Raw genomic sequence first — 19,900 nt, 5'->3', positions numbered from 1 at the left:
TGACTGGACACCTAGGAAAATTGAAAATCCTCGTGTCGGTGGTTCGATTCCGCCCCTGGGCACCATTTAAATCAAATTAATACAATGACTTAGGCGGCCTTCCTGTTTAGACTGTAAGGCCGAATAAACTCTTGGGTATCATTGGGGTATCTTTTTTGCCGATGCCATGCCGCAGACCGCTGAACTATTTTGTTGCTCGTATGGCCTCGGTCAACGCCGGCACTTCAATAACCTCACAACGCGTCCGTAAAGGCACAGACACATGTTGCAGGCTGTTGGCAGTCAAGATCCAGCTGACATGCGACATATTGCAAACCAACCCGCTGGCCGGGCAGTGAAACTTGCGCGCGGTTCCACGCTCCAAAAACGGCAGGAGAGCATTTGGCAGTGAACTTGATGTCCCGCCTGATGACCGCACACCACCTGCTGCTTTATCGACCTCATTCACGATGATCATGGGGTTAGGGCAGCCGGTATCTGCGATCAGCCGTAAAGGCTCGCCGATTTGACGTGTGGACCAGCCTGCTTCAACGCCAGCAACCCGAAACGCGGCCGCACCTGCAGATGCATCAATCTCAGTCGTCGCTGTTCCAGCATGCGTAGCGATCAGGTCTGCAAGGCTCGACTTGCCGGTCCCTGGTGGGCCGTACCCTCAATTATTTCAAGGTCAGGACATGAAACAACGTGCTGCAAAAAGGTGCTCTTGCCGCTATCAATCACGGCAGCGTCTACGTTCAACACGCCGCCCAGCGGGTGACGGAACTGGCGGCGCAAGGCGTCTTCCACCTCAATCCAAGTTTCGGCTTCGGTCGGATCGCCCCAAATCGGGACATTGCCCAGCACCCGCATATCGCCTTCAGCCGTCCAGCCCGCACCCGAGCATATGTCGGGCAGGTGATGCGTCACGGTATTGCAGCTGGCCTTGCGTCCCGCGACCCCAGCCCAGATTTGCGGGGGCTCGTCGCATCACCAAAGACGAAAAACCACGCCGCAATTAAGGATCCGAAACTCTTCGGTGAGTTTCTGAATACTTGCGATGAATACTCGGGTAATCCGGTGACCGTTTTGGCAATGCAGATTGCACCTCTCGTCGCATTGCGCTCAATCTTGGCGGTATCCATACCCTTCGGCACCCCGTAGATCAGCGCTTCATTTGTGCGCAACCCTGACAGAAGTTCCGCAAATTCTGCGATGTCAGCAATCTCTCGAACCGAGCACGTCCCTTCGGACATTTTCCCGCCCGGCTCTTTTCGCGGTCGGTGATGACTGGCAGTCCATCTACCGCTTTACGGGCGTTTCGAAGAGATCTATAGAAGAATCATATGTAGGGGCTCTCGCCACAATATGGCTATACTCCAGCACAAAACTACAGACTTATACTCAACCCCGAAGCATCGTTTTATGTATTGAACAAGAAATGCATCACGTCGCCGTCTTTAACGATGTAGCCTTTGCCTTCGGCCTTCATCTTACCAGCTTCTTTCGCGGCTTGTTCGCCACCAAGGCCGACAAAATCGTCATAGCCGATTGTTTCCGCACGTATAAACCCGCGTTCAAAGTCGCCATGAATAACGCCAGCGGCCTGTGGGGCGGATGTTCCTTCTTTGATAGTCCATGCGCGGGCCTCTTTCGGGCCGACGGTAAAATAAGTCTGTAGGTGCAACAGTTCGTAGCCAGCACGGATCAGACGGTCGAGGCCCGCTTCCTCTAGGCCCATTTCGCCCAAAAACATCTCGGCCTCTTCAGCGTCCAACTGGCTGATCTCTTCTTCGATCCGGGCAGAGATCACAACATGGGAATTGCCCTGCGCCGCGGCCATTTCGGCCACACGTGTGGATTGGCTGTTACCAGCGCCAGCGCTTTCTTCTTCGACATTGCACACATAAAGAACGGGCTTGGTAGTCAGCAGTTGCAGCATCTTCCACGCCTTGGCGTCATCGGCATCGACCTCAACGGTCCGTGCAGGTTTGCCATCTTCCAGCACAGCTTGGGCCGCCTCAAGCAAGCGCACTTGCTGAACTGCATCTTTGTCGCCGCCACGGACCTTACGTGTTAGGTTCTGCAGGCGCTTTTCAATGCTTTCCAGATCGGACAGCATCAGTTCGGTTTCAATCACATTGGCGTCTTCAACCGGGTCAACGCGACCTTCGACATGGGTAATGTCGTCGTCTTCAAAGCAACGCAACACATGGGCAATCGCATCACATTCACGGATGTTGGCAAGAAACTGGTTACCTAGACCTTCCCCCTTGGACGCGCCTTTGACCAGACCAGCGATATCAACAAACGTCATCCGGGTCGGGATGATCTGCTTGGACCCAGCAATTTCAGCCAATTTATCAAGGCGCGCATCAGGCACAGCCACGTCACCCACATTGGGTTCAATCGTACAAAACGGAAAGTTCGCAGCCTGCGCGGCGGCGGTTTTCGTCAACGCATTGAACAGGGTTGATTTGCCCACATTTGGCAAACCCACGATACCCATCTTGAAACCCATGTCAGCTCTCCTTGAAACTCTTGTGGGCTTCTAGGGGGGGAATGGGTTTGGTGCAAGATAAACAGGGTGCAATTGCGTGCGCCCCATTGATTTTCCGCCTTTCTTCGCGCAAACTCGAACCCAAGAATTATACTGGGGATTGAGATGAGCAGAATCGACGCGAAATTTGCGCAGTTGCAGGCCGAAGGCAAAAAGGCATTTGTTGCCTATGTGATGGCAGGTGATCCCGATTATGACACCGGGCTTGAGATCGTCAAAGGTCTGCCAGATGCGGGCGTCGATATCATCGAACTTGGTGTGCCCTTTACCGACCCGATGGCAGACGGTTCGACAATTCAGCTGGCGGGCCAGCGCGCGCTCGAGGCAGGTCAGACGCTTGAAAAAACGCTGCAATATGCCCGTGAATTCCGCAAAAATGACGACACCACGCCGATTGTGATGATGGGGTACTACAACCCAATTTATTCGCGCGGCGTTGATAAGTTCCTAAAAGACGCGGTCGAGGCCGGGATCGATGGGCTGATCATCGTGGATCTGCCGCCCGAAGAAGACGACGAACTGTGCATTCCCGCCCAAGCCGCAGGTATCAACTTTATCCGTCTAGCGACCCCAACGACCGACGATAAACGCCTGCCCAAAGTGCTGCAAAACACATCCGGCTTTGTTTACTACGTCTCCGTCACAGGCATCACCGGCACCGCCGAGGCCCAAGCAGGAGACGTCGCCCCAGAGGTCGCACGGATCAAAGCCAAGACCGACCTACCCGTGATCGTAGGTTTCGGGATCAAAACACCCGAAGCCGCCGAAAACATCGCGAGCATCGCCGATGGCGCCGTCGTGGGGTCCGCCATCGTCGACAAAATCGGCAAAGGCGAAAGCGTCGCTGACGTGCTAGCGTTTGTGAAGTCGTTGGCGGATGGGACGCATCGGGGGTAATGAACGATCGCGGAAGTGAATTGAACCAACACACGCCGCTGACGGGTATTCTTGAGCATATCTATGGCACAGCGCGTGATGCGTTTTTCGGTAACTTTCTATTTTTCGCAACACTTGGTCTAATCCTTGTCGGGATCGAAGCCTTGTTACTACAAGGCAATCCCGTGTTGGCGTTGTTGAGTTTGATCATAAATGTGGTGTGCGCCGTGCCTATCGCATTTATTGGACACCGGATCATGATGCTCAATGAATCGTTCCGACCGCGGGACCTTTTTACAACGCGCGTTATTCCTTCGCGAAGATTTCTAAAAACATCCCTACCGTTTTTTACGTTGAATGCGGCAATCTACGCATCAATCATCTTCTTGTTGTCCGCAGAAACATATCTGGGTCCTAATATCGTCCCGGCGTTCCTCCTTTTTCCCATCCTTATTTTGATTTTGTTCAATTTTTACTTTTTGGGGCGGTTCGGATCTGCCTTACCGGCAGCCGCAATTGGTACCAACCCCGGCCTTGCCCAGGCCGCGTTGCGCAGTAAGGGGCGGCGCTGGTTCCTCGTACAAAACATTCTGATTGGACCGGTTTTATTTGGATGGGGTACGAACAAGTTGTTTGCCGAATGGCAAAGAGCTGGCTTGCCATACTCTGTCTGGGACGATTACGGCACTTTCAGCCTGATCGGCACAATTATGAGTTACCTCTCACAGCTTGTGGGTATTTTTGCCCTGTTGTTACTCGTTTCCGCACTTTGCCAAGCATACCGCAGCGGTGAGGCAATCTTAGGACATGAAACGCCTTAGCATCTTGCATGAAGCCCTAATATCGGTAATAAATAATTACCAATTTCAGGATCTCAGCCATGCCAGTCATTACCACTATCGACGACCTTAAGCGCCTGCACAAACGTCGCGCGCCTAAGATGTTTTATGATTACGCCGAAAGCGGTAGCTGGACCGAACAGACGTTTCGCGAGAACACGACTGACTTTGACCAAATCCGCCTACGCCAACGCGTCGCGGTGGATATGTCGAACCGCACGACGAAATCCCAGATGATCGGGCAGGATGTGGCGATGCCTGTGGCGCTCGCCCCTGTTGGGTTGACGGGGATGCAATGCGCGGATGGGGAAATTAAGGCGGCTAAAGCCGCCGAAAAATTCGGCGTTCCTTTTACCCTATCCACCATGTCGATTTGTTCGATCGAGGATGTGGCCGCGAACACCAAAAACCCATTTTGGTTTCAGCTATACGTCATGCGAGACGAAGAATTCGTCGACAACATCGTAGCCCGCGCCAAGAACGCAGGCTGTTCGGCGCTGGTCCTCACGCTTGATCTGCAAATTCTTGGACAGCGGCACAAGGACCTAAAGAACGGTCTAACCGCCCCGCCCAAGATGACGATCCCGACTATGATCAACCTATCGACCAAATGGCGCTGGGGGATCGAGATGCTGCAAACCAAACGCCGCACGTTTGGCAACATCGTTGGTCACGCGAAAAATGTTGGTGACACCAGCAGCCTGTCATCTTGGACCGCTGAACAGTTCGAACCCAAACTAGACTGGGGCATGATTGCAAAGCTCAAAGAAAAATGGGGCGGCAAACTGATCCTCAAGGGTATTCTAGACGTCGAAGACGCGAAGAAAGCGGTTGAGATCGGCGCAGACGCGATCATCGTGAGTAACCACGGTGGTCGCCAACTTGACGGTGCACTTTCCGCGATCCGCATGCTGCCATCCATCGTGGCGGCTGTTGGGGATCAAGTAGAGGTCCACATGGACAGCGGCATTCGCTCTGGCCAAGACGTGCTCAAGGCTTTGGCACTGGGTGCAAAGGGCGTCTATATCGGTCGCGCGTTTATCTATGGCTTGGGCGCGATGGGCGAAAAAGGCGTTACGACGGCGCTCGAGGTCATTCACAAAGAGCTCGACGTTACGATGGCACTGTGCGGGCGGCGTGACGTGACCACGCTTGATCCCGAAGTGCTATTGATACCGCAAGATTTCGAAGGAAATTGGCGTTAGTAGATAGGCTTTGTGAAACCGTTTTCAACATTCGTGTGAAATGCACCACCTTTCTGAAAATTCGTTCAGAAAAGGGGAAAAATTCGCGATGAAAACATTGACCTCACATCAATTCAAATGAAGTTTACCAGCGAATGCTGCTCAGGCGAAAATTTTGCCAATCAGCACTCGCGTGAAAAAGTAATTAACTAGGAGCACTACAATGCGCATCACAACAACTCTCGCCGCTGCGGCTACTCTGGCTGTCGTTTCTACATCTGCTTTTGCTGGCGGTGTTGCACCCACTGTCATCGAAACACCAGAAGTTATGGAAGCACCAAAAACGTCTTCTGTAAACCCAACATACATCGTTGTTGGTGTTGTTGCTGCGCTGCTCATCGCGGCTGCTGCGTCAGAAGACTAAAAAATGTCCGCTGCTTCAGCGGATATCAAATCAATCGGCACATGCTGATAGGATTATGGGGTTGGCGCTTTGCCAGCCCCTTTTTTATGCCATTTTGGCAGTTTTGCGATGATCAACGCCAAAGGTATCGCCGTGAGTAACAATAGCGCCACGCCAGCAAAGGCCATACGCAGCCCGAACGCATCTGACACAACCCCCATAAGGACAGGGGCGAAAAAGAAGCCCGAAAACCCTATCACCGCAGTGCGCCCAATGGCTTCGGTACGCAAATGCGGCGCGACAAGCTGACCAACCAACGCAAGCCCCATCGGCCCAATAACGGAAACGCCTAATCCCAAGATACCGAAACCCACATATGCAACCAAAGGAACAGGGGCGAACGCAGCAATGACCGCGCCGCAGGCGGAAATAATTGCGGCCACAATAACAACTGTGATTTCACTCCAACGGGCCGCAACGGCCTGCCCTGAAAAGCGACCAATCGCCATCGTCAGGCCCAACATCACCGGCCCAAGCGCGCCTTCGGCCGCACCCCCGTGCAAAGTACGTTCAAGATGCAACGCAGACCAAGCCTCCACTGTTGCTTCAGACATGAAGGCCACCAGTACAACGGCACCACAAATGACGATCGGCCAAAGCGGGTAGCGGGCATTCACACTGTCCGCATCTGGGGCAACATCAGTAACCTCCATCCAGACAAACGACACGATAAGGCAGCTTAGCACCGCAAAACCCGCGAACACAGGCGCGGGCGGAAGGCCCGCTTCGCGTGTGAATGCAACGACCAAAGCTGCAGCACCATACGCCACTGAAAACATCGCATGGTTTGCGTTCATCAGCGGTGTTTCATGCGTTGTCTCAAGCATACTAACCCGCGCATTCATGATCACATCCAACAGACCTGACGCCAAACCGACCAAAGCGAGCGACGCCGCAAATGCCAGCGGCGTCGACATAAACCCGGGAACCAGCCAAGCGGCCGCAAGAAAGGCAACGCCCACTTGCAAAGCACGCGCGCCAAGCCACCGATCCATGATCGGCGCAAGCCACATCGAAGACACAAGCCCGGTCGCCGATCCGAGCAGCAATGTGCCAAACATCGCGTCGGACACGTCCAAAGTGGCCTTAATATGTGGGACATATGCGGCAAAGCACCCCCAAAACATGCCGACGACAACAAAGGCGGCAGCGGGGCGACGGGATAGAAAAAGAGCGTTCTAAATAGACATGACGCAATGGCTGACCGATATTTTCTCCCAAAGCAAGTTTCAAATTCTTCAACTATCACCCGGGCTTCCGTTCGCTCTCAAAGCGCTACGGACTTGGACCCACGAAAGCCGCATAACACGCACTTCTCCGGCATCTCACCACACCCAACCAAAGCTGGGTGTGCTGCCATAATTTAGCTTAGTACATCACGTAGTTTCGGTATCCGCGACAGGATCAGCGTGTCTATTGCTAGCACTGTAAGAAGCGCCAAACCGGCCATTGGGAATGCCATTGATACCCCCAAACCGACCAATGCCGCCCCCTGCCATAGCGGCATTTCTTTTGGCATTGGCGGCGCAGCAAGACGGCCTGCTTTTGTTGGGCGGCGTTTCCACCACAGCACAAGCGCGCTGACGCATAGGAATATCACCGATAGACAAACGACAGTGTTGGCCAAGACACTCCATAGGCCCAACGTGCCCATATGTAGCGCAATCCCAACAGCCATTGCTTTGCCAGCAAGCGAATAGTCTGCGTAGCGTACATCGGCCAGAACTTTGCCAGTGAACCGGTCAACGTGCACCGTCCGGTCAGACGTTGGGTTGGTACTATCTGTGCTCATTGAATCGCGGCTTAGGGTCCAAACACCCGCGTCGCCGCTCGGCACGTTTAGCTGATACCGCGCATCAAAGCCGATCTCGCGCGCCAATGCATCGACCGTATCGATTGTCACCGCACCGGTGATAGCAACCTGCCCCGCGTCACCGCCCGACGCAGGCATCGGCGTTTGCTCTAGCGCCCATGGGACTTCGTGGCGACTATGGTTCATGCTTGCGTGTGTCTCGTCTGATAGGGGGATGTTATCCCATTTTTCAGCCGGAAACTGGCTCCAAGCTTGGACCATTTTACCACCCCATATTCCAGCCCACGACAGGCCCGAAATCAAGAAGAGCACCAAGATCAGAGACACCCAAATCCCCACAACACCGTGCAAGGATTTCCAAAGACCGCGCCCTCGCCCGAATGTCGGTAACAAAGCCCGTTTCCACCCGCCCTGCCGTGGCCACCACATGTACAAGCCCGTCGCAACCAGCACGAGGCAAAGCGACGCTGCCGTCTCAATCATCCGATCCCCTGCCACGCCAAGCATCAGATCACTATGGATACCGTCGACAAAGTCGTACCAGCCGCTGCGCCGCGGAAAGGTTTCAATCACCTGCGCCGTGTAGGGGTCAACTGCGACCATGATCGCGTCATCCCCTTGATCCACACGAAATAGCGCCGCAACATCGTCGGTCCGTGGGGCAACATATTGCTTCAATACCCCATCGGGAATGGCAGCCACCACAGCATCCGCTTGGGTGGAAATCGGGGCTAATATGTCTTGTGGTGTTACCACAGTGCGTTCCCCGTCCCGCCCATCAATCCAAGCGATCCACAGCATCAACATACCTGTAACTGCAAGGATGGTAAGGAATGGGATCACCACTAGGCCAGTATAAAAATGCCAGCGCCATGCAGCAAAATAAAGTTTATTCACGCCACCCGCAGGCTGCGTATTCGTATCAGTCGTCGTCATAAGTTGGCTCCAAGCCTATTGCTCTGCCGGTTGGCAGATGTGTTGAACTCAATTGGGAGAGAGATCAGGCGTGGGGCGGTGCCCGCGACAGCCGCGCAGGGTCTAAGCGTTGCGCGTTTCGGATGTTTTGGGCAACGGCGATCAGCTTGTCATAGTCACCAGCCACAACCAGAGGTGGGCCATGGCAAACTGATGGCAGCACTACAGCTGCAATCAAATGACAGGCCGCACAATGCGTAAATGCAGCTTTGCTAGGATCAGTCGTATCACCACAAAGGTCAGAAAATGACCCGCCAGCAGCCAAATACGCGGCAAGATCAGCGGTTAGCGCAGGTTTCTTTGCGACTGTCGACACGCCTGCCGCCGCCAAGGCAATGAACAATGCCAAGGTAACAAAAAGCCTACTGGTGATGCCAAATTTGTGACGCATGAGGGGCGGTGTATTGGAATTATCTGCCAAGCGCGAGTGCGGTTTTGACGCAGGTAAAGTCATCTGAACCAAACACCCCCTAACCGCGCTAAACCCCTTGTTTTGCCGCCAATGCGGCGGCACAATGCACCTACCGATCAAGACAAGCCCCTTTCGAACGAAAACAGTGTTTAAAAGGTAAAAATGGCTTTCCAAACGTGCGAATCTCGCCTATAGCGCGGGCTTCATCGGGCTCGGACACCCTTGGAGGCGGGCCCCTACATTAAGGAATATGACTATGGCTGGAAAGATCCCAGATCTTAACGCCAAGGTACGCGCGGGGACAGGCAAGGGGGCCGCCCGCCAAGCTCGCCGTGATGGCGACGTACCTGGCATTGTTTATGGTGGTGGCGCAGAGCCCCAATCCATTAGCATCCCATTTAACTACCTGCTGACTATGCTGCGCAAAGGCCGCTTTATGTCTACGCTTTTCAACCTCAAGGTTGAAGGCCAAGAAGACGTACGTGTGATCTGCCGTGGCGTTCAGCGCGACGTTGTCAAAGACTTGCCCCGCCACATCGACCTGATGCGCCTTAAGCGCACAAGCCGTGTGAAACTTTTCATCCCTGTTGAGTTTGTTAACGCAGACACATGCCCAGGTATCAAAAAAGGCGGCACGCTGACTGTTGTTCGTAACGAAGTCGAACTTGACGTTCTGGCTGGCGACATCCCTGATCACCTGACGATCGATCTGGCGTCACACGAAATGGGCGACACCATCCACATCAGCGAAGTAACACTTCCTGAAGGTGCGAAACCGGTTATCGACCGTGACTTCGTCATCGCAAACATCGCAGCACCACGTACGCTGGCTGCCGACGATGAAGATGAAGCAGAAGAAGGCGCGACTGAAGAAGCCGCAGCAGAATAATCCAACGCAGACGCGTGGATCAAAGGGCACCCAATCGGGTGCCCTTTTTCGTTACAATATTATGTTTTAGGGCCAAATACGCTGGTCACACGCGCACTTCGACATAAAATCAACACCGCGCAGTTTACCCACCCGCATTCAGTATTGGAAAAACCCGATGCCCCGGCGTTCGCTCTATTCCCATATGGCTCAGGTCACGCGGTCTAGCGATGTTTAGCTTTTTCACCTGATCAATGCCTTTTCTTACGGGTTTGGTGTTCGCATCATCGAACACAACATAGCCGTCTTCATTCATAAGCGGCAATATCGCCAGAAGCTCGCGCAGGTGGGTATCTTTAGCACCATCAAGGTGGACAGCATCAACCACTGTTGTTTCATTTTTCAAAGCAAACTTTGGCAGCTCAACAAGCGAATTCCCTTTGATAAAGGTACAACGGCCAGGAAACTCTTTCTTGAGCCAGCGAAATGCTGCAGGCACATATTTGTGTACAGGTGCCCAGCTTGGATCTAGCGGCTCGCACACATCAATACCGACAACCTTAAGCGATGGGTTCGCACTGAGCGCAAGAAATAGACTATGCCCCCCATTCACCCCTACCTCTAAAAGAGACGAAATGTGCTTTGCCAATTGAAAAAAATTCTTCCGCTTTACTTCAAAACGTTCAAGCAGTTCGCCTTCAATAAACTCTAGATCCTTGTGCGCATAAAATAGATTACCGTTTAACGACGGTAACTCATCCATCCCATGCATCGTTTTTGCCAAGGCTTTATTCAAAGACAGTAATCTCTTGCGCCACGCAGGATCGGTGACCATGTCCTCGTATCTCTCGTAATTATAGGTATGTGCCATCGCGCTGTTCCATCCACTCACTGCCCCTACCACCATGTAAGGTGTAAGGGGCTTTTAGGTCACGATCGTAGCGTTGTTAAGAGCAGTCACCCATGTTGATGGCCAGCGGACGCGCGCCCTTCGGCCAAGGACTGTCTGATAATCTGCACCGCCGAAGATAAAAACAGCCCCGCCATGATCGCAGCAACAATCAAGTCCGGCCAGCCCGTCGCGGTTCCCCAAACACCAAAGGCTGCAATCATAACCGCAATATTCCCAATCGCGTCGTTGCGTGAACATAACCAGACGGACCGCACGTTGGCGTCGCCATCTTTGTAACGCATCAGCAGTCCCACACTGGCAAGGTTAGCGACAAGCGCCAGAAATCCAATGATCCCCATTACCTCTGCAGTTGGCACACCAATTGTGAATACACGGTAAGCCGTCGATCCAAACACCCACATCCCCATCAGAAGCAGGCTAACCCCTTTGGCCAATGCAGCCGTGCTACGCACCCGTAGTGACGCACCAATAACGGCCAATGAAATACCATAAGTCACTGCATCCCCGAAGAAATCCAACGCGTCGGCCTGCAATGCTTGGCTACGCGCCATATGACCGGCTGTCATTTCAACCACGAACATACCAGCGTTAATCGCGATCACGGCCCAAAGACGCCGTTTATAGTCGGCTGACACCCCTTCAAATTGGGCATCATGCCCGCAACAACCTGCCATCTTAAGATCCTTTCATCTTTGCGACTCATGATCTAACGTCTCTAGTAACTAGAGGTTCAAGAGGTTTTTTTTAGATGTTTTCCATCGGCACACTTTCTGACCGTACGGGGGTCAAAATCCCGACAATTCGTTACTACGAAGAAATGGGGTTACTGCCTGAACCTGAACGCACGGCAGGCAATCAGCGACGCTATACACAGGCTGGGCTGGACCGGTTGGGCTTTATCAAACACGCTCGCGATCTGGGATTCACCATCGAGTCGATACGCGCGCTAATTGATCTAAACGATCACCCGGATCATTCTTGTGCGACCGCAAATGCCATTGCCACAAGCCAACTTGATGACGTGCGTGCCAAGATTGCGCGCTTACAGCGGCTGGAAACGGAACTGGTCCGGATCGCCACCCACTGTGACGGAAAAGGGCGGGCAAGCGATTGCTATGTTCTGACATCTCTTGCCGATCATAGCCTGTGCGAAACCGCGCACTAGCGCTGCGGTGCGGCATGGGTTAAGTAAACGCTATGAAACTTATCGTAGGCCTAGGTAATCCCGGCGCGAAATACGCGCAAAATCGTCACAACATCGGCTTTATGGCCATGGATGTTATCGCAGCAGACCACGGTTTTTCACCGTGGCGTAGCAAATTCCAAGGACAGATCTCCGAAGGGCGGTTTGGCTCTGAAAAGGTTGCCCTGCTCAAACCCGAAACATTCATGAACCTGTCTGGCCAATCCGTAGGCGAGGCAATGCGCTATCTTAAACTTGCGCCCGAAGACATCATTGTGTTCCACGATGAGCTGGATCTTGCTCCCGGTAAGGTTCGCCTGAAAACAGGTGGCGGTCATGCGGGACACAACGGATTGCGGTCAATCCACGGGCACATCGGTCCTGATTACGACCGCGTGCGAATGGGCATCGGGCACCCCGGCCACAAGGATGCGGTCGCTGGATACGTGCTGCGCGATTTTGCCAAGTCTGACGCTGAATGGCTGGACGATGAAATGCGCGGGATCAGTGATGGCATCGTAAATCTTGTTGCGGGTGACGGACCCAAATTTCTAAACGCGATTGCGCTACGCGTCGCGCCCCCGCGGTCATCGACAAGCAAGCCAAAGCCGAAACCAACGGTCGCAGCACCAGAGCCAGACAACGACTCGCGGTCGCCCATGCAAAAATTGGTGGATCGCTTTCGGTGATCCCCGCGAATGTCTCTGCGGCATTCGCCAATCAATCCCAATCCTGTACGGAACTTGGGTCGCCCTTTATGGGCCAACTCATGGGCCTTTGCGCGGCGCGCGAATGGCCTAACTGCCCGGTCACGGATCGGATATTCCAATGGAAAGGTGATCTAAGTCCGCGCAGCCAATCGGTGCCCTTGCGGCTTGCCGGAGCATTACATGCCGTACGCCTAAATGGCGACGCCGTGCTTGATGCGGTCTATCCACCCCATGCCGTGCCAGACGGCATTTTATGGCAGGCGGTCAGCCAGACACTGTGCGACCAATCCCCAACCATCATGGCATGGCTCGACAGTCCACCTCAAACCAACGAAGTCCGTAGGTCTGCCGTGCTTATCGCCGTCGGGCATCTCTTGACTGATCGCTTTGGCCTGCCAATCCGCACATCTGAGTTGGGCGCAAGTGCCGGCCTGAACCTGCAGTGGGATCGCTATACATTAGAGGTTAACGGGCAGCGTTTTGGCCACGATACCCCCGTCCTCACGCTGCGCCCTGATTGGACTGGCCCCCTGCCCCCAAAGACCCAGCCAAACGTGATTAACCGCGCAGGTGTGGATTTGAACCCGCTTAAGCCGCAAAGCGACGCACTACGCTTGCAGGCCTACCTATGGCCAGACCAACCCGAACGGCTGCGACTCACTCAGGCGGCCATTGCCGCAGCTCAGACACCGGTTGATCAAAGCGATGCGATTGATTGGCTGCGCTCCCGGCTTCACCATAAACCGGGCGAGCTGCACCTGATCTACAGCACCATCGCTTGGCAGTATTTTCCAGCGGACAAACAGGCCGAAGGAACGGCGGTGATTGCCAACGCGGGCGAAGCGGCAACAGATGATACGCCTCTTGCTTGGTTTGGGATGGAGGCAGACGATCAAAGCCCCGGAGCGGCGCTAACGCTGCGCCTATGGCCGGGCGACTTAACCATACCTCTCGGACGCGCTGATTTTCATGGGCGCTGGGTGCATTGGGCTGCCCCATAAACAGGCATTGTAACGCTAGGCTCGGCAAGGCATGTTCAGCTGAATTACGACGGAAAACATAATGAACATAATATCTTCGGCGGCAATCGCCACTTTTGGCGGCTTAGTGGCCTTAGCATTTTGGAAACGGACAGAGCTTAGACGACTACGCCATGTGTTGAACCTTTTTTCAGCCGACAAGATCGTGCATAATTTCTCACACATGAACTCCGTGTTCCTGTCGGATCAACTTCCTGCTTCATCCGCTTCAATTCCGCTTAAGACAGGCACAACCGCTACACTATCGCCGCAGGTGCATCAGTGGATCAAAGACCGCAATGTGACCGCGTTGGTCGTGCTAAAAGACGGTGAATTGGTATGCGAAGACTACTTTCACGGCACTGGGCCAAATGATCTGCGGATCAACTGGTCAGTATCAAAAAGCTATCTGTCGGCCCTATTTGGCGTAGTCTTGGCCGAAGGCGCAATCGAAAGCATTGACGACCCCGTCACCAAATACGCGCCCGAACTATCTGGCACCGCCTATAAAGATGCGACAATCAAAGACGTCCTGCAAATGTCGTCGGGCCTTGCCTTTGACGAAGACTATCTTGCCTTCTTTTCCGACATTAACCGGATGGGCCGGGTTCTTGCGCTTGGCGGGTCAATGGACGGCTTTGCAAAACGGCAAACCAAAAGCGCCGCGCAGCCCGGTGAACGGATGGAATATGTCTCTATCGACACTCACATCATCGGGATGGTTATCAGGCGTGCAACAGGGCGCGGCATCGCGGAACTGCTGCACGAAAAAATCATCGCGCCATTGGGCATGGAACAAGCCCCCTACTACCTTACTGATGGCAATGGCGTGGCGTTTGTTTTGGGCGGCTTGAATTGCACAACCCGTGACAACGCCCGCTTTGGGCAAATGATGGCGCAGGGTGGTCAATGGAACGGCAAACAAATCGTGCCCGAGGATTGGGTCAACGTGTCAACAACCGCGAGCGCAAAAACCGCACCTGATGAAATCGGATATGGTTACCAATGGTGGATACCACTTGGCTATGAAGACGGGCAAGTATTGGCCCGTGGCATTTACGGGCAATACATATACATTGATCGTATCAACAACGTCGTCATCGCCACGCATAGTGCCGACCGGGCATTCCGCGAAGATGGCGTCAGCCGCGAAAACGAAGTGATCTTTCAAGAGATCGCAGAAAGCCTAAAGAACCATGGAAAAAGACCCGTCCTTTAACGTCCTTGGCAGCAGCCTGACCCCTTGCTCTACAGAACCGATGACCGGGTTCTTTCGCAATGGGTCATGCGATACCTGCGCCCAAGACCAAAGCAGCCACACAGTCTGCGCCGTGATGACGGATGAATTTCTGGCCTATTCGAAATACGTCGGCAACGACCTAAGCACACCGCGCCCCGAATACGGATTTGCGGGATTGAAAGCTGGCGACAGCTGGTGCCTATGCGCAAGCCGGTTCCTGCAAGCACACGAAGAAGGCTGCGCACCGCAAGTCAATCTGCACGGCACCCACGTCCGCGCGCTTGAAATCGTATCGATCGACGTGCTGCGGATCTATGCAACCGAACGTCCTGCCAGTTGACAAACGCCCCATCAACCGACAGGTGTTCAACCCCATAATCCACCCACAGACACATAGTAGCAAACGAGGAACCGGCCTAAACCAACGCAACCAAACACCGGAGAATTGACTATGGCCATTCATCATTTCCTACCTTTGCTATGCCTTACTGCAAGCATCCCAACCATGGGCATAGCGCAAAACGCCAACCTCGGCGGTTTAGAAAATTCCTACGAAATCACGCAGAACCATGACTATCATGATGTTGTGAACGGCTTGGTCGTGACCAATTATGAAATCGAAGACGTCTCGATCACAACGCTTGGCCGCACACGGATCATGGCAAACAATGGCGTGCACAGACGCGAGGTGATTGTCAGTCGGACGACAGGTGAAGTCCTGTCAGACCTTATCTTGGACTTGCCCGTCAGCCGGCAAGACGCCGCGCGACAGGCCGCGATGGCAGCAGCCAGTGAACCACAAACAAATCAAAACAGGTTAGGCATCGACATCAGCGGTTTAGTAACGCTGGGCGTCAACAATAAATCGGGCGGGCACGGCAGCGCGACGATAACAGCCGGCAAGGAAAACATCGGCGGATCAACCGTTGATGCTTGGGTCAGCGTAACCAACGGTTTCTAACCTCTGGCCCAGTCGATGCGATTCTCGCGAGGTTAAGGTAACAAATCGCCCCCAACTTATGGGGGCTTTGTTGATGCAATGATAGCAACAACCGAAGCAGAAAATCCCCCTGCCCCGGTCATTCCAAAAGTAGCTTAGGTCTTCATATCAAAGCCAAGGTGTTTGGCGACGGTAAAGATATCTTTGTCACCACGCCCACACATGTTCATGACCAGCAGGTGATCTTTGGGCAGTGTTGGTGCGATCTTCATCACATGCGCCAGCGCATGGGACGGTTCCAACGCAGGAATAATCCCTTCCAGCGCACAGCAAAGCTGGAACGCCTCAAGCGCTTCGACATCTGTGATCGACACGTATTTCGCGCGGCCAATCTCATGCAGCCATGCGTGCTCTGGTCCGATACCCGGGTAATCAAGGCCAGCCGAGATGCTGAAGCCTTCCAAGATCTGGCCGTCATCATCTTGCAACAGATACGTCCGGTTCCCGTGCAGCACACCGGGGCGACCACCCGTCAGCGACGCGCAATGTTCCATTTTGGCGTTCACGCCTTTGCCGCCGGCCTCTACGCCGATGATGTTGACCTCTTTATCGTCAAGGAACGGAAAGAACAGGCCCATCGCGTTGGAACCGCCACCGATCGCAGCAATCAACGTATCAGGTAACCGACCTTCGGCGGCTTGCATCTGCTCTTTGGTTTCCTTGCCGATGATGGCCTGAAAATCACGGACCATCGCAGGGTATGGGTGCGGACCCGCAACCGTGCCGATGCAATAGAACGTGTCGCGAACGTTGGTTACCCAGTCACGTAGGGCATCGTTCATCGCGTCTTTTAACGTGCCACGACCAGAGGTCACAGGAACAACTTCGGCACCTAACAGGCGCATGCGGAATACGTTCGGGGCTTGGCGTTCAACATCGTGCGCGCCCATATAAACAACGCATTTCAGACCGAATTTTGCACAAACGGTCGCCGTTGCAACGCCGTGCTGTCCAGCACCTGTTTCAGCGATAATGCGGGTCTTGCCCATACGGCGGGCCAGAATGATCTGCCCAAGTACGTTGTTTATTTTATGCGCACCCGTGTGGTTCAGCTCATCGCGCTTAAGATAAATCTTAGCGCCGCCCAGATGCTCTGACAGGCGCTCTGCATGATAAAGTGGGCTTGGGCGACCGACATAGTTCGTCCAAAGATCATTCATCTCTGCCCAGAACGCATCGTCCGTCTTGGCAAATTCATACTGTTCCTCAAGTTCAAGGATCAGCGGCATCAGGGTTTCCGAAACAAAACGGCCCCCAAAATCACCAAAGCGTCCCTTTTCATCGGGACCGGTCATGAAACTGTTGAATAGATCGTTGGGCATGTCACACCTCTTTGTATCGTGCCCGTCAGGACTATCGACATTGGTCAGGATGGTAAAGCAAATGCGGCCCAGCAAATACCGGGACCGCTGAATTTTAAGCGCTTTGTGCAGCCGCGCAGAAAGCTTTCATTAGATCCGCGTCTTTGACACCTGGCGCGGATTCAACACCCGAAGCAACATCAACTTGCTTGGTTCCGGTACGCATGATCGCCTCAGCCACGTTATCGGCATTCAAGCCACCGGCAAGCATCCAAGGTTTGGTCCAATATTTACGCCCTGACAACAGCGACCAATCAAAGCTGATCCCATTTCCACCGGGCAAAACAGCGTCTTTTGGTGGCTTTGCATCCAGCATCAACTGGTCCGCAACAGCGCTGTAGATATCAATCGCGTCCATATCCGCCGGGCCCGATATGCCCAGCACTTTCATCACTGGCAGCCCATAGCGTGCACGAATTTCAGCAACCCGCTCTGGTGTTTCGCTGCCATGAAGCTGCAACATGTCAAGCGGCACCCGATCTGTCAGCGCGTCAAGCAGCGCATCATCAGCATTCACGACAAGCCCGACTTTGGCGACGCCAACTGGTACTTCGACAGCAAGGTCGCGCGCTTCGTCAAAATTGACATAGCGCGGCGACTTCGGAAAGAAGTTGAACCCAAGGTAAGTCGCGCCTGCTTCTGCTGCAGACAGCACGTCAGCTGCAGTCCGAAGACCACAAACCTTAATCCGAATGCCAGCGTCCATCAGCTCGCGTTTTCCAACAGCGCTAGAACATCATCACTGCTTTTCGCGCCAACCGCTTCACCGCGAAGCTTTTTAACTTCGCGGCGTAGTGCGTCCAATTCACGGCTCTTCACACGGGATTCAGCGCGAATACGATGCTCGCGCACCCATTCCCAAAGGAAACCAATCAGTAGCCCCGCGCCAACCCCTAAGAATATAACGATAAACAACGGAAGCTGAATGTCAGGCGACAAACCGAGCAGATCCGCGACGGGCGTCGGCATTGCACGCACAGTCACTGCATCCCGGTTCGCCAACCCGATCAGGATCAAACACAAGCCAACAATGGCCCAAAAGACATAACGAATGGTTTTCATAGTACCCTCTTAGTTACCGTTTAAGCGATCCCGCAAGAGCTTTCCGGTCTTGAAAAACGGAACATGTTTCTCTTCAACTTCAACCGCTTCACCCGTGCGAGGATTGCGGCCGATACGCTGGTCACGTTTTTTCACCGAAAACGCGCCAAAGCCACGTAATTCGACACGATCACCACGCGACATAGCGTCCGTGATTTCTTCAAAGATAGTATTCACAATTTTTTCGACATCGCGCTGATACAAATGAGGGTTTTCATCGGCGATTTTTTGAATCAATTCAGATCGGATCATAACAAGTAGCCTCCCAAAATACACATATCAGATACAGCGAGTTTGTCCCCGCTTTTCAAACGACTATAGGCAGTTTGCTGCCTTCGGGAAATAGCGCTGATGCGGGGAATTCGCCCAAAATTCATACCTTATCATGATTATTCGGTCTGTTTATTGCCGTCACACCTATGATACGGCGAATCGTCCTAAATTCTGCGGCACAGCAAAATTTACCGATTCGTCCATGCTGCAGACGCACACACATATTGACCACTTGATCAATTTTAAAAGCGCATTCGGGGCTATCGACCAGCAAGATGTGCGGTGAAACACATGGTGTGTGCGCCACTACAGGGTTCCGAAGGTTCGCCGCAACCATCAACTGTTGATCAGAATAATCACACGCACGTTTATCCCGCAAAGACAGGAAATCTAAAATGCTTCTCGATCGCTTGAATTGGCGTTACGCCACCAAGAAAATGGACCCGGACAAAGCCGTCCCGGATGAAAAAGTCGACGCTATCCTCGAGGCAACGCGCCTTGCGCCAACCTCCAGTGGCCTTCAGCCGTTCGAAGTGATCGTAGTGACGGATCCAGCTGTACGTGCCAAACTGAAAGACGCCGCATTTGACCAAGCCCAGCTTGTCGATGGCAGCCATGTTTTGATCTTTGCCGCTTGGGATAACTATACCGAAGAACGGATCGACGGCGTGGTGAATGATACGGCCGCCGCCCGTGGCGGACTGACCGAAGCACTGACCGGATACTATGATCGCCTAAAAGGCATGTATCTGTCCCGCCCTGCCGAAGTGAACTTTGAACATGCCGCCCGCCAAGCCTACATCGGCCTTGGCATCGCACTCACCGCCGCCGCATTCGAAGAAGTCGACAGCACGCCAATGGAAGGCTTTGAAGCCGACAAATTCGACGAAATCCTAGGCCTGCGCGAACGCGGCCTACGTTCAGTCGCCATCCTGCCCCTAGGTTACCGCGATGCCGACGGCGATTGGCTGAATGATCAAGCCAAAGTACGACGCGCCACCGACAAGTTCATCACACGGGTTGATGCGGACAGCTAAGCTGCGCCTGACCAACACACACATACCCCCAGCGTAATTATTCCGTTGGGGGCATTCTATCGGCGGTGATGCTTGAATATCTACTCTCAAAAGAGGA

Annotated in this window: 24 protein-coding genes and 1 pseudogene; 12 read left to right on the top strand and 13 right to left on the bottom strand. The window is 53.6% G+C overall.

Annotated features, from left to right (window positions below; all coding sequences use genetic code 11):
- Positions 1-184 precede the first annotated feature (184 nt).
- The 4 genes and pseudogenes from CYQ09_RS18610 to ychF form a co-directional block, all read right to left on the bottom strand.
- Positions 185-637: pseudogene (locus CYQ09_RS18610) on the bottom strand (AAA family ATPase); the annotation flags it as partial.
- Positions 607-849, bottom strand: coding sequence for a terminase gpA endonuclease subunit (locus CYQ09_RS01685; protein WP_106743724.1), 243 nt, complete (start codon positions 847-849; stop codon positions 607-609). The gene CYQ09_RS01685 and the pseudogene CYQ09_RS18610, both read right to left, overlap by 31 nt.
- 53 nt (positions 850-902) lie before the next feature.
- Positions 903-1,232 (bottom strand): hypothetical protein, encoded by a 330-nt coding sequence (locus tag CYQ09_RS18220; RefSeq protein WP_162617533.1) that lies wholly within the window; start codon positions 1,230-1,232, stop codon positions 903-905.
- Between the two features lie 167 nt (positions 1,233-1,399).
- The gene (gene ychF, locus CYQ09_RS01675; RefSeq protein WP_106743720.1) at positions 1,400-2,497 is read right to left on the bottom strand and encodes a redox-regulated ATPase YchF; all 1,098 of its coding nucleotides are present in this window, start codon (positions 2,495-2,497) and stop codon (positions 1,400-1,402) included.
- Between the two features lie 144 nt (positions 2,498-2,641).
- On the opposite strand from ychF, the gene trpA reads away from it, so the two are divergent.
- The 4 genes from trpA (at position 2,642) to CYQ09_RS01655 (ending at position 5,859) form a co-directional block, all read left to right on the top strand.
- Positions 2,642-3,433, top strand: a complete 792-nt coding sequence (gene trpA / locus CYQ09_RS01670) for a tryptophan synthase subunit alpha (protein ID WP_106743718.1) — start codon at positions 2,642-2,644, stop codon at positions 3,431-3,433.
- A complete protein-coding gene (locus CYQ09_RS01665) occupies positions 3,433-4,233 on the top strand; it encodes a hypothetical protein (RefSeq protein WP_106743716.1) in 801 nt (266 codons plus the stop codon). Before trpA ends, CYQ09_RS01665 begins: the two co-directional genes overlap by 1 nt.
- A gap of 59 nt (positions 4,234-4,292) precedes the next feature.
- Entirely contained in the window at positions 4,293-5,456 is a 1,164-nt protein-coding gene (locus CYQ09_RS01660) for an alpha-hydroxy acid oxidase (RefSeq protein WP_106743710.1), read from the top strand.
- 202 nt (positions 5,457-5,658) lie between these two features.
- A complete protein-coding gene (locus tag CYQ09_RS01655; protein ID WP_106743708.1) occupies positions 5,659-5,859 on the top strand; it encodes a hypothetical protein in 201 nt (66 codons plus the stop codon).
- 53 nt (positions 5,860-5,912) lie between these two features.
- Here CYQ09_RS01655 and CYQ09_RS01650 read toward each other — a convergent pair whose 3' ends face one another.
- The 3 genes from CYQ09_RS01650 to CYQ09_RS01640 all read right to left on the bottom strand — a co-directional run bounded on the left by CYQ09_RS01650 (position 5,913) and on the right by CYQ09_RS01640 (position 9,035).
- Positions 5,913-6,971 carry an MFS transporter gene (locus CYQ09_RS01650; protein ID WP_239495829.1) on the bottom strand — a complete coding sequence of 353 codons (1,059 nt, stop codon included), beginning with the start codon at positions 6,969-6,971 and terminating at the stop codon, positions 5,913-5,915.
- A gap of 290 nt (positions 6,972-7,261) precedes the next feature.
- Entirely contained in the window at positions 7,262-8,647 is a 1,386-nt protein-coding gene (locus CYQ09_RS01645; protein ID WP_106743706.1) for a PepSY-associated TM helix domain-containing protein, read from the bottom strand.
- 64 nt (positions 8,648-8,711) lie between these two features.
- A complete protein-coding gene (locus CYQ09_RS01640; protein ID WP_162617532.1) occupies positions 8,712-9,035 on the bottom strand; it encodes a hypothetical protein in 324 nt (107 codons plus the stop codon).
- A gap of 319 nt (positions 9,036-9,354) precedes the next feature.
- Here CYQ09_RS01640 and CYQ09_RS01635 point away from each other — a divergent pair, with 319 nt between their 5' ends.
- Positions 9,355-9,987 carry a 50S ribosomal protein L25/general stress protein Ctc gene (locus CYQ09_RS01635; protein ID WP_106743702.1) on the top strand — a complete coding sequence of 211 codons (633 nt, stop codon included), beginning with the start codon at positions 9,355-9,357 and terminating at the stop codon, positions 9,985-9,987.
- A 124-nt stretch (positions 9,988-10,111) separates the two neighbouring features.
- Here the strand turns inward: CYQ09_RS01635 and CYQ09_RS01630 are convergent, their stop codons facing one another.
- Together CYQ09_RS01630 and CYQ09_RS01625 are read right to left on the bottom strand one after the other, a co-directional pair.
- Complete coding sequence (locus CYQ09_RS01630; RefSeq protein ID WP_162617531.1) at positions 10,112-10,837, bottom strand: class I SAM-dependent methyltransferase; 726 nt, start codon at positions 10,835-10,837, stop codon at positions 10,112-10,114.
- An 86-nt stretch (positions 10,838-10,923) separates the two neighbouring features.
- The gene (locus tag CYQ09_RS01625; protein ID WP_106743699.1) at positions 10,924-11,553 is read right to left on the bottom strand and encodes a cation transporter; all 630 of its coding nucleotides are present in this window, start codon (positions 11,551-11,553) and stop codon (positions 10,924-10,926) included.
- Between the two features lie 74 nt (positions 11,554-11,627).
- On the opposite strand from CYQ09_RS01625, the gene CYQ09_RS01620 reads away from it, so the two are divergent.
- The 6 genes from CYQ09_RS01620 (at position 11,628) to CYQ09_RS01595 (ending at position 15,992) form a co-directional block, all read left to right on the top strand.
- Complete coding sequence (locus CYQ09_RS01620; protein ID WP_106743697.1) at positions 11,628-12,044, top strand: MerR family transcriptional regulator; 417 nt, start codon at positions 11,628-11,630, stop codon at positions 12,042-12,044.
- 32 nt (positions 12,045-12,076) lie between these two features.
- Positions 12,077-12,751 (top strand): aminoacyl-tRNA hydrolase, encoded by a 675-nt coding sequence (pth, locus tag CYQ09_RS01615; protein ID WP_106743695.1) that lies wholly within the window; start codon positions 12,077-12,079, stop codon positions 12,749-12,751.
- Positions 12,748-13,773, top strand: coding sequence for a DUF2332 family protein (locus CYQ09_RS01610; RefSeq protein ID WP_106743693.1), 1,026 nt, complete (start codon positions 12,748-12,750; stop codon positions 13,771-13,773). The genes pth and CYQ09_RS01610 overlap by 4 nt, the downstream gene beginning before the upstream one ends.
- Positions 13,774-13,834: 61 nt before the next feature.
- On the top strand, positions 13,835-15,010 hold the full coding sequence (locus CYQ09_RS01605; protein ID WP_106743691.1) for a serine hydrolase domain-containing protein: 1,176 nt from the start codon (positions 13,835-13,837) through the stop codon (positions 15,008-15,010).
- Positions 14,988-15,371 carry a DUF2237 family protein gene (locus tag CYQ09_RS01600; protein WP_106743689.1) on the top strand — a complete coding sequence of 128 codons (384 nt, stop codon included), beginning with the start codon at positions 14,988-14,990 and terminating at the stop codon, positions 15,369-15,371. The genes CYQ09_RS01605 and CYQ09_RS01600 overlap by 23 nt, the downstream gene beginning before the upstream one ends.
- Positions 15,372-15,482: 111 nt before the next feature.
- Positions 15,483-15,992: a hypothetical protein gene (locus tag CYQ09_RS01595; RefSeq protein ID WP_162617530.1), complete on the top strand. Its 510-nt coding sequence runs from the start codon at positions 15,483-15,485 to the stop codon at positions 15,990-15,992.
- A 134-nt stretch (positions 15,993-16,126) separates the two neighbouring features.
- Here CYQ09_RS01595 and trpB read toward each other — a convergent pair whose 3' ends face one another.
- The 4 genes from trpB to ihfB all read right to left on the bottom strand — a co-directional run bounded on the left by trpB (position 16,127) and on the right by ihfB (position 18,745).
- The gene (gene trpB, locus CYQ09_RS01590; protein ID WP_106743685.1) at positions 16,127-17,353 is read right to left on the bottom strand and encodes a tryptophan synthase subunit beta; all 1,227 of its coding nucleotides are present in this window, start codon (positions 17,351-17,353) and stop codon (positions 16,127-16,129) included.
- Positions 17,354-17,447: 94 nt separating this feature from the next.
- Positions 17,448-18,098 carry a phosphoribosylanthranilate isomerase gene (locus CYQ09_RS01585; protein WP_106743684.1) on the bottom strand — a complete coding sequence of 217 codons (651 nt, stop codon included), beginning with the start codon at positions 18,096-18,098 and terminating at the stop codon, positions 17,448-17,450.
- Positions 18,098-18,454, bottom strand: coding sequence for a lipopolysaccharide assembly protein LapA domain-containing protein (locus CYQ09_RS01580; RefSeq protein WP_106743682.1), 357 nt, complete (start codon positions 18,452-18,454; stop codon positions 18,098-18,100). Before CYQ09_RS01580 ends, CYQ09_RS01585 begins: the two co-directional genes overlap by 1 nt.
- A 9-nt stretch (positions 18,455-18,463) precedes the next feature.
- The gene (gene ihfB, locus CYQ09_RS01575; RefSeq protein WP_106354922.1) at positions 18,464-18,745 is read right to left on the bottom strand and encodes an integration host factor subunit beta; all 282 of its coding nucleotides are present in this window, start codon (positions 18,743-18,745) and stop codon (positions 18,464-18,466) included.
- A 416-nt stretch (positions 18,746-19,161) separates the two neighbouring features.
- Here ihfB and CYQ09_RS01570 point away from each other — a divergent pair, with 416 nt between their 5' ends.
- Positions 19,162-19,803 (top strand): NAD(P)H-dependent oxidoreductase, encoded by a 642-nt coding sequence (locus CYQ09_RS01570; RefSeq protein WP_106743681.1) that lies wholly within the window; start codon positions 19,162-19,164, stop codon positions 19,801-19,803.
- Positions 19,804-19,900: the final 97 nt, after the last annotated feature.

It is taken from the genome of Yoonia maritima (genome assembly GCF_002933395.1).
GTDB lineage: Bacteria > Pseudomonadota > Alphaproteobacteria > Rhodobacterales > Rhodobacteraceae > Yoonia > Yoonia maritima_A.
This window is presented reverse-complemented; position numbering and strand designations above follow the sequence as displayed.

What these genes read in the sequence shown, in the direction of transcription:
- CYQ09_RS01620 (WP_106743697.1), top strand. Translation starts at nt 11,628, where the DNA reads ATGTTTTCCATCGGCACACTTTCTGACCGTACGGGGGTCAAAATCCCG.
- CYQ09_RS01645 (WP_106743706.1), bottom strand. Translation starts at nt 8,647, where the DNA reads ATGACGACGACTGATACGAATACGCAGCCTGCGGGTGGCGTGAATAAA.
- CYQ09_RS01625 (WP_106743699.1), bottom strand. Translation starts at nt 11,553, where the DNA reads ATGGCAGGTTGTTGCGGGCATGATGCCCAATTTGAAGGGGTGTCAGCC.
- CYQ09_RS01600 (WP_106743689.1), top strand. Translation starts at nt 14,988, where the DNA reads ATGGAAAAAGACCCGTCCTTTAACGTCCTTGGCAGCAGCCTGACCCCT.
- CYQ09_RS01685 (WP_106743724.1), bottom strand. Translation starts at nt 849, where the DNA reads ATGCGGGTGCTGGGCAATGTCCCGATTTGGGGCGATCCGACCGAAGCC.
- CYQ09_RS01605 (WP_106743691.1), top strand. Translation starts at nt 13,835, where the DNA reads ATGAACATAATATCTTCGGCGGCAATCGCCACTTTTGGCGGCTTAGTG.
- pth (WP_106743695.1), top strand. Translation starts at nt 12,077, where the DNA reads ATGAAACTTATCGTAGGCCTAGGTAATCCCGGCGCGAAATACGCGCAA.
- CYQ09_RS01580 (WP_106743682.1), bottom strand. Translation starts at nt 18,454, where the DNA reads ATGAAAACCATTCGTTATGTCTTTTGGGCCATTGTTGGCTTGTGTTTG.
- CYQ09_RS01660 (WP_106743710.1), top strand. Translation starts at nt 4,293, where the DNA reads ATGCCAGTCATTACCACTATCGACGACCTTAAGCGCCTGCACAAACGT.
- CYQ09_RS01570 (WP_106743681.1), top strand. Translation starts at nt 19,162, where the DNA reads ATGCTTCTCGATCGCTTGAATTGGCGTTACGCCACCAAGAAAATGGAC.
- CYQ09_RS01655 (WP_106743708.1), top strand. Translation starts at nt 5,659, where the DNA reads ATGCGCATCACAACAACTCTCGCCGCTGCGGCTACTCTGGCTGTCGTT.
- CYQ09_RS01665 (WP_106743716.1), top strand. Translation starts at nt 3,433, where the DNA reads ATGAACGATCGCGGAAGTGAATTGAACCAACACACGCCGCTGACGGGT.
- CYQ09_RS01595 (WP_162617530.1), top strand. Translation starts at nt 15,483, where the DNA reads ATGGCCATTCATCATTTCCTACCTTTGCTATGCCTTACTGCAAGCATC.
- CYQ09_RS01630 (WP_162617531.1), bottom strand. Translation starts at nt 10,837, where the DNA reads ATGGCACATACCTATAATTACGAGAGATACGAGGACATGGTCACCGAT.
- trpB (WP_106743685.1), bottom strand. Translation starts at nt 17,353, where the DNA reads ATGCCCAACGATCTATTCAACAGTTTCATGACCGGTCCCGATGAAAAG.
- trpA (WP_106743718.1), top strand. Translation starts at nt 2,642, where the DNA reads ATGAGCAGAATCGACGCGAAATTTGCGCAGTTGCAGGCCGAAGGCAAA.
- CYQ09_RS01585 (WP_106743684.1), bottom strand. Translation starts at nt 18,098, where the DNA reads ATGGACGCTGGCATTCGGATTAAGGTTTGTGGTCTTCGGACTGCAGCT.
- CYQ09_RS01635 (WP_106743702.1), top strand. Translation starts at nt 9,355, where the DNA reads ATGGCTGGAAAGATCCCAGATCTTAACGCCAAGGTACGCGCGGGGACA.
- CYQ09_RS18220 (WP_162617533.1), bottom strand. Translation starts at nt 1,232, where the DNA reads ATGTCCGAAGGGACGTGCTCGGTTCGAGAGATTGCTGACATCGCAGAA.
- ihfB (WP_106354922.1), bottom strand. Translation starts at nt 18,745, where the DNA reads ATGATCCGATCTGAATTGATTCAAAAAATCGCCGATGAAAACCCTCAT.
- ychF (WP_106743720.1), bottom strand. Translation starts at nt 2,497, where the DNA reads ATGGGTTTCAAGATGGGTATCGTGGGTTTGCCAAATGTGGGCAAATCA.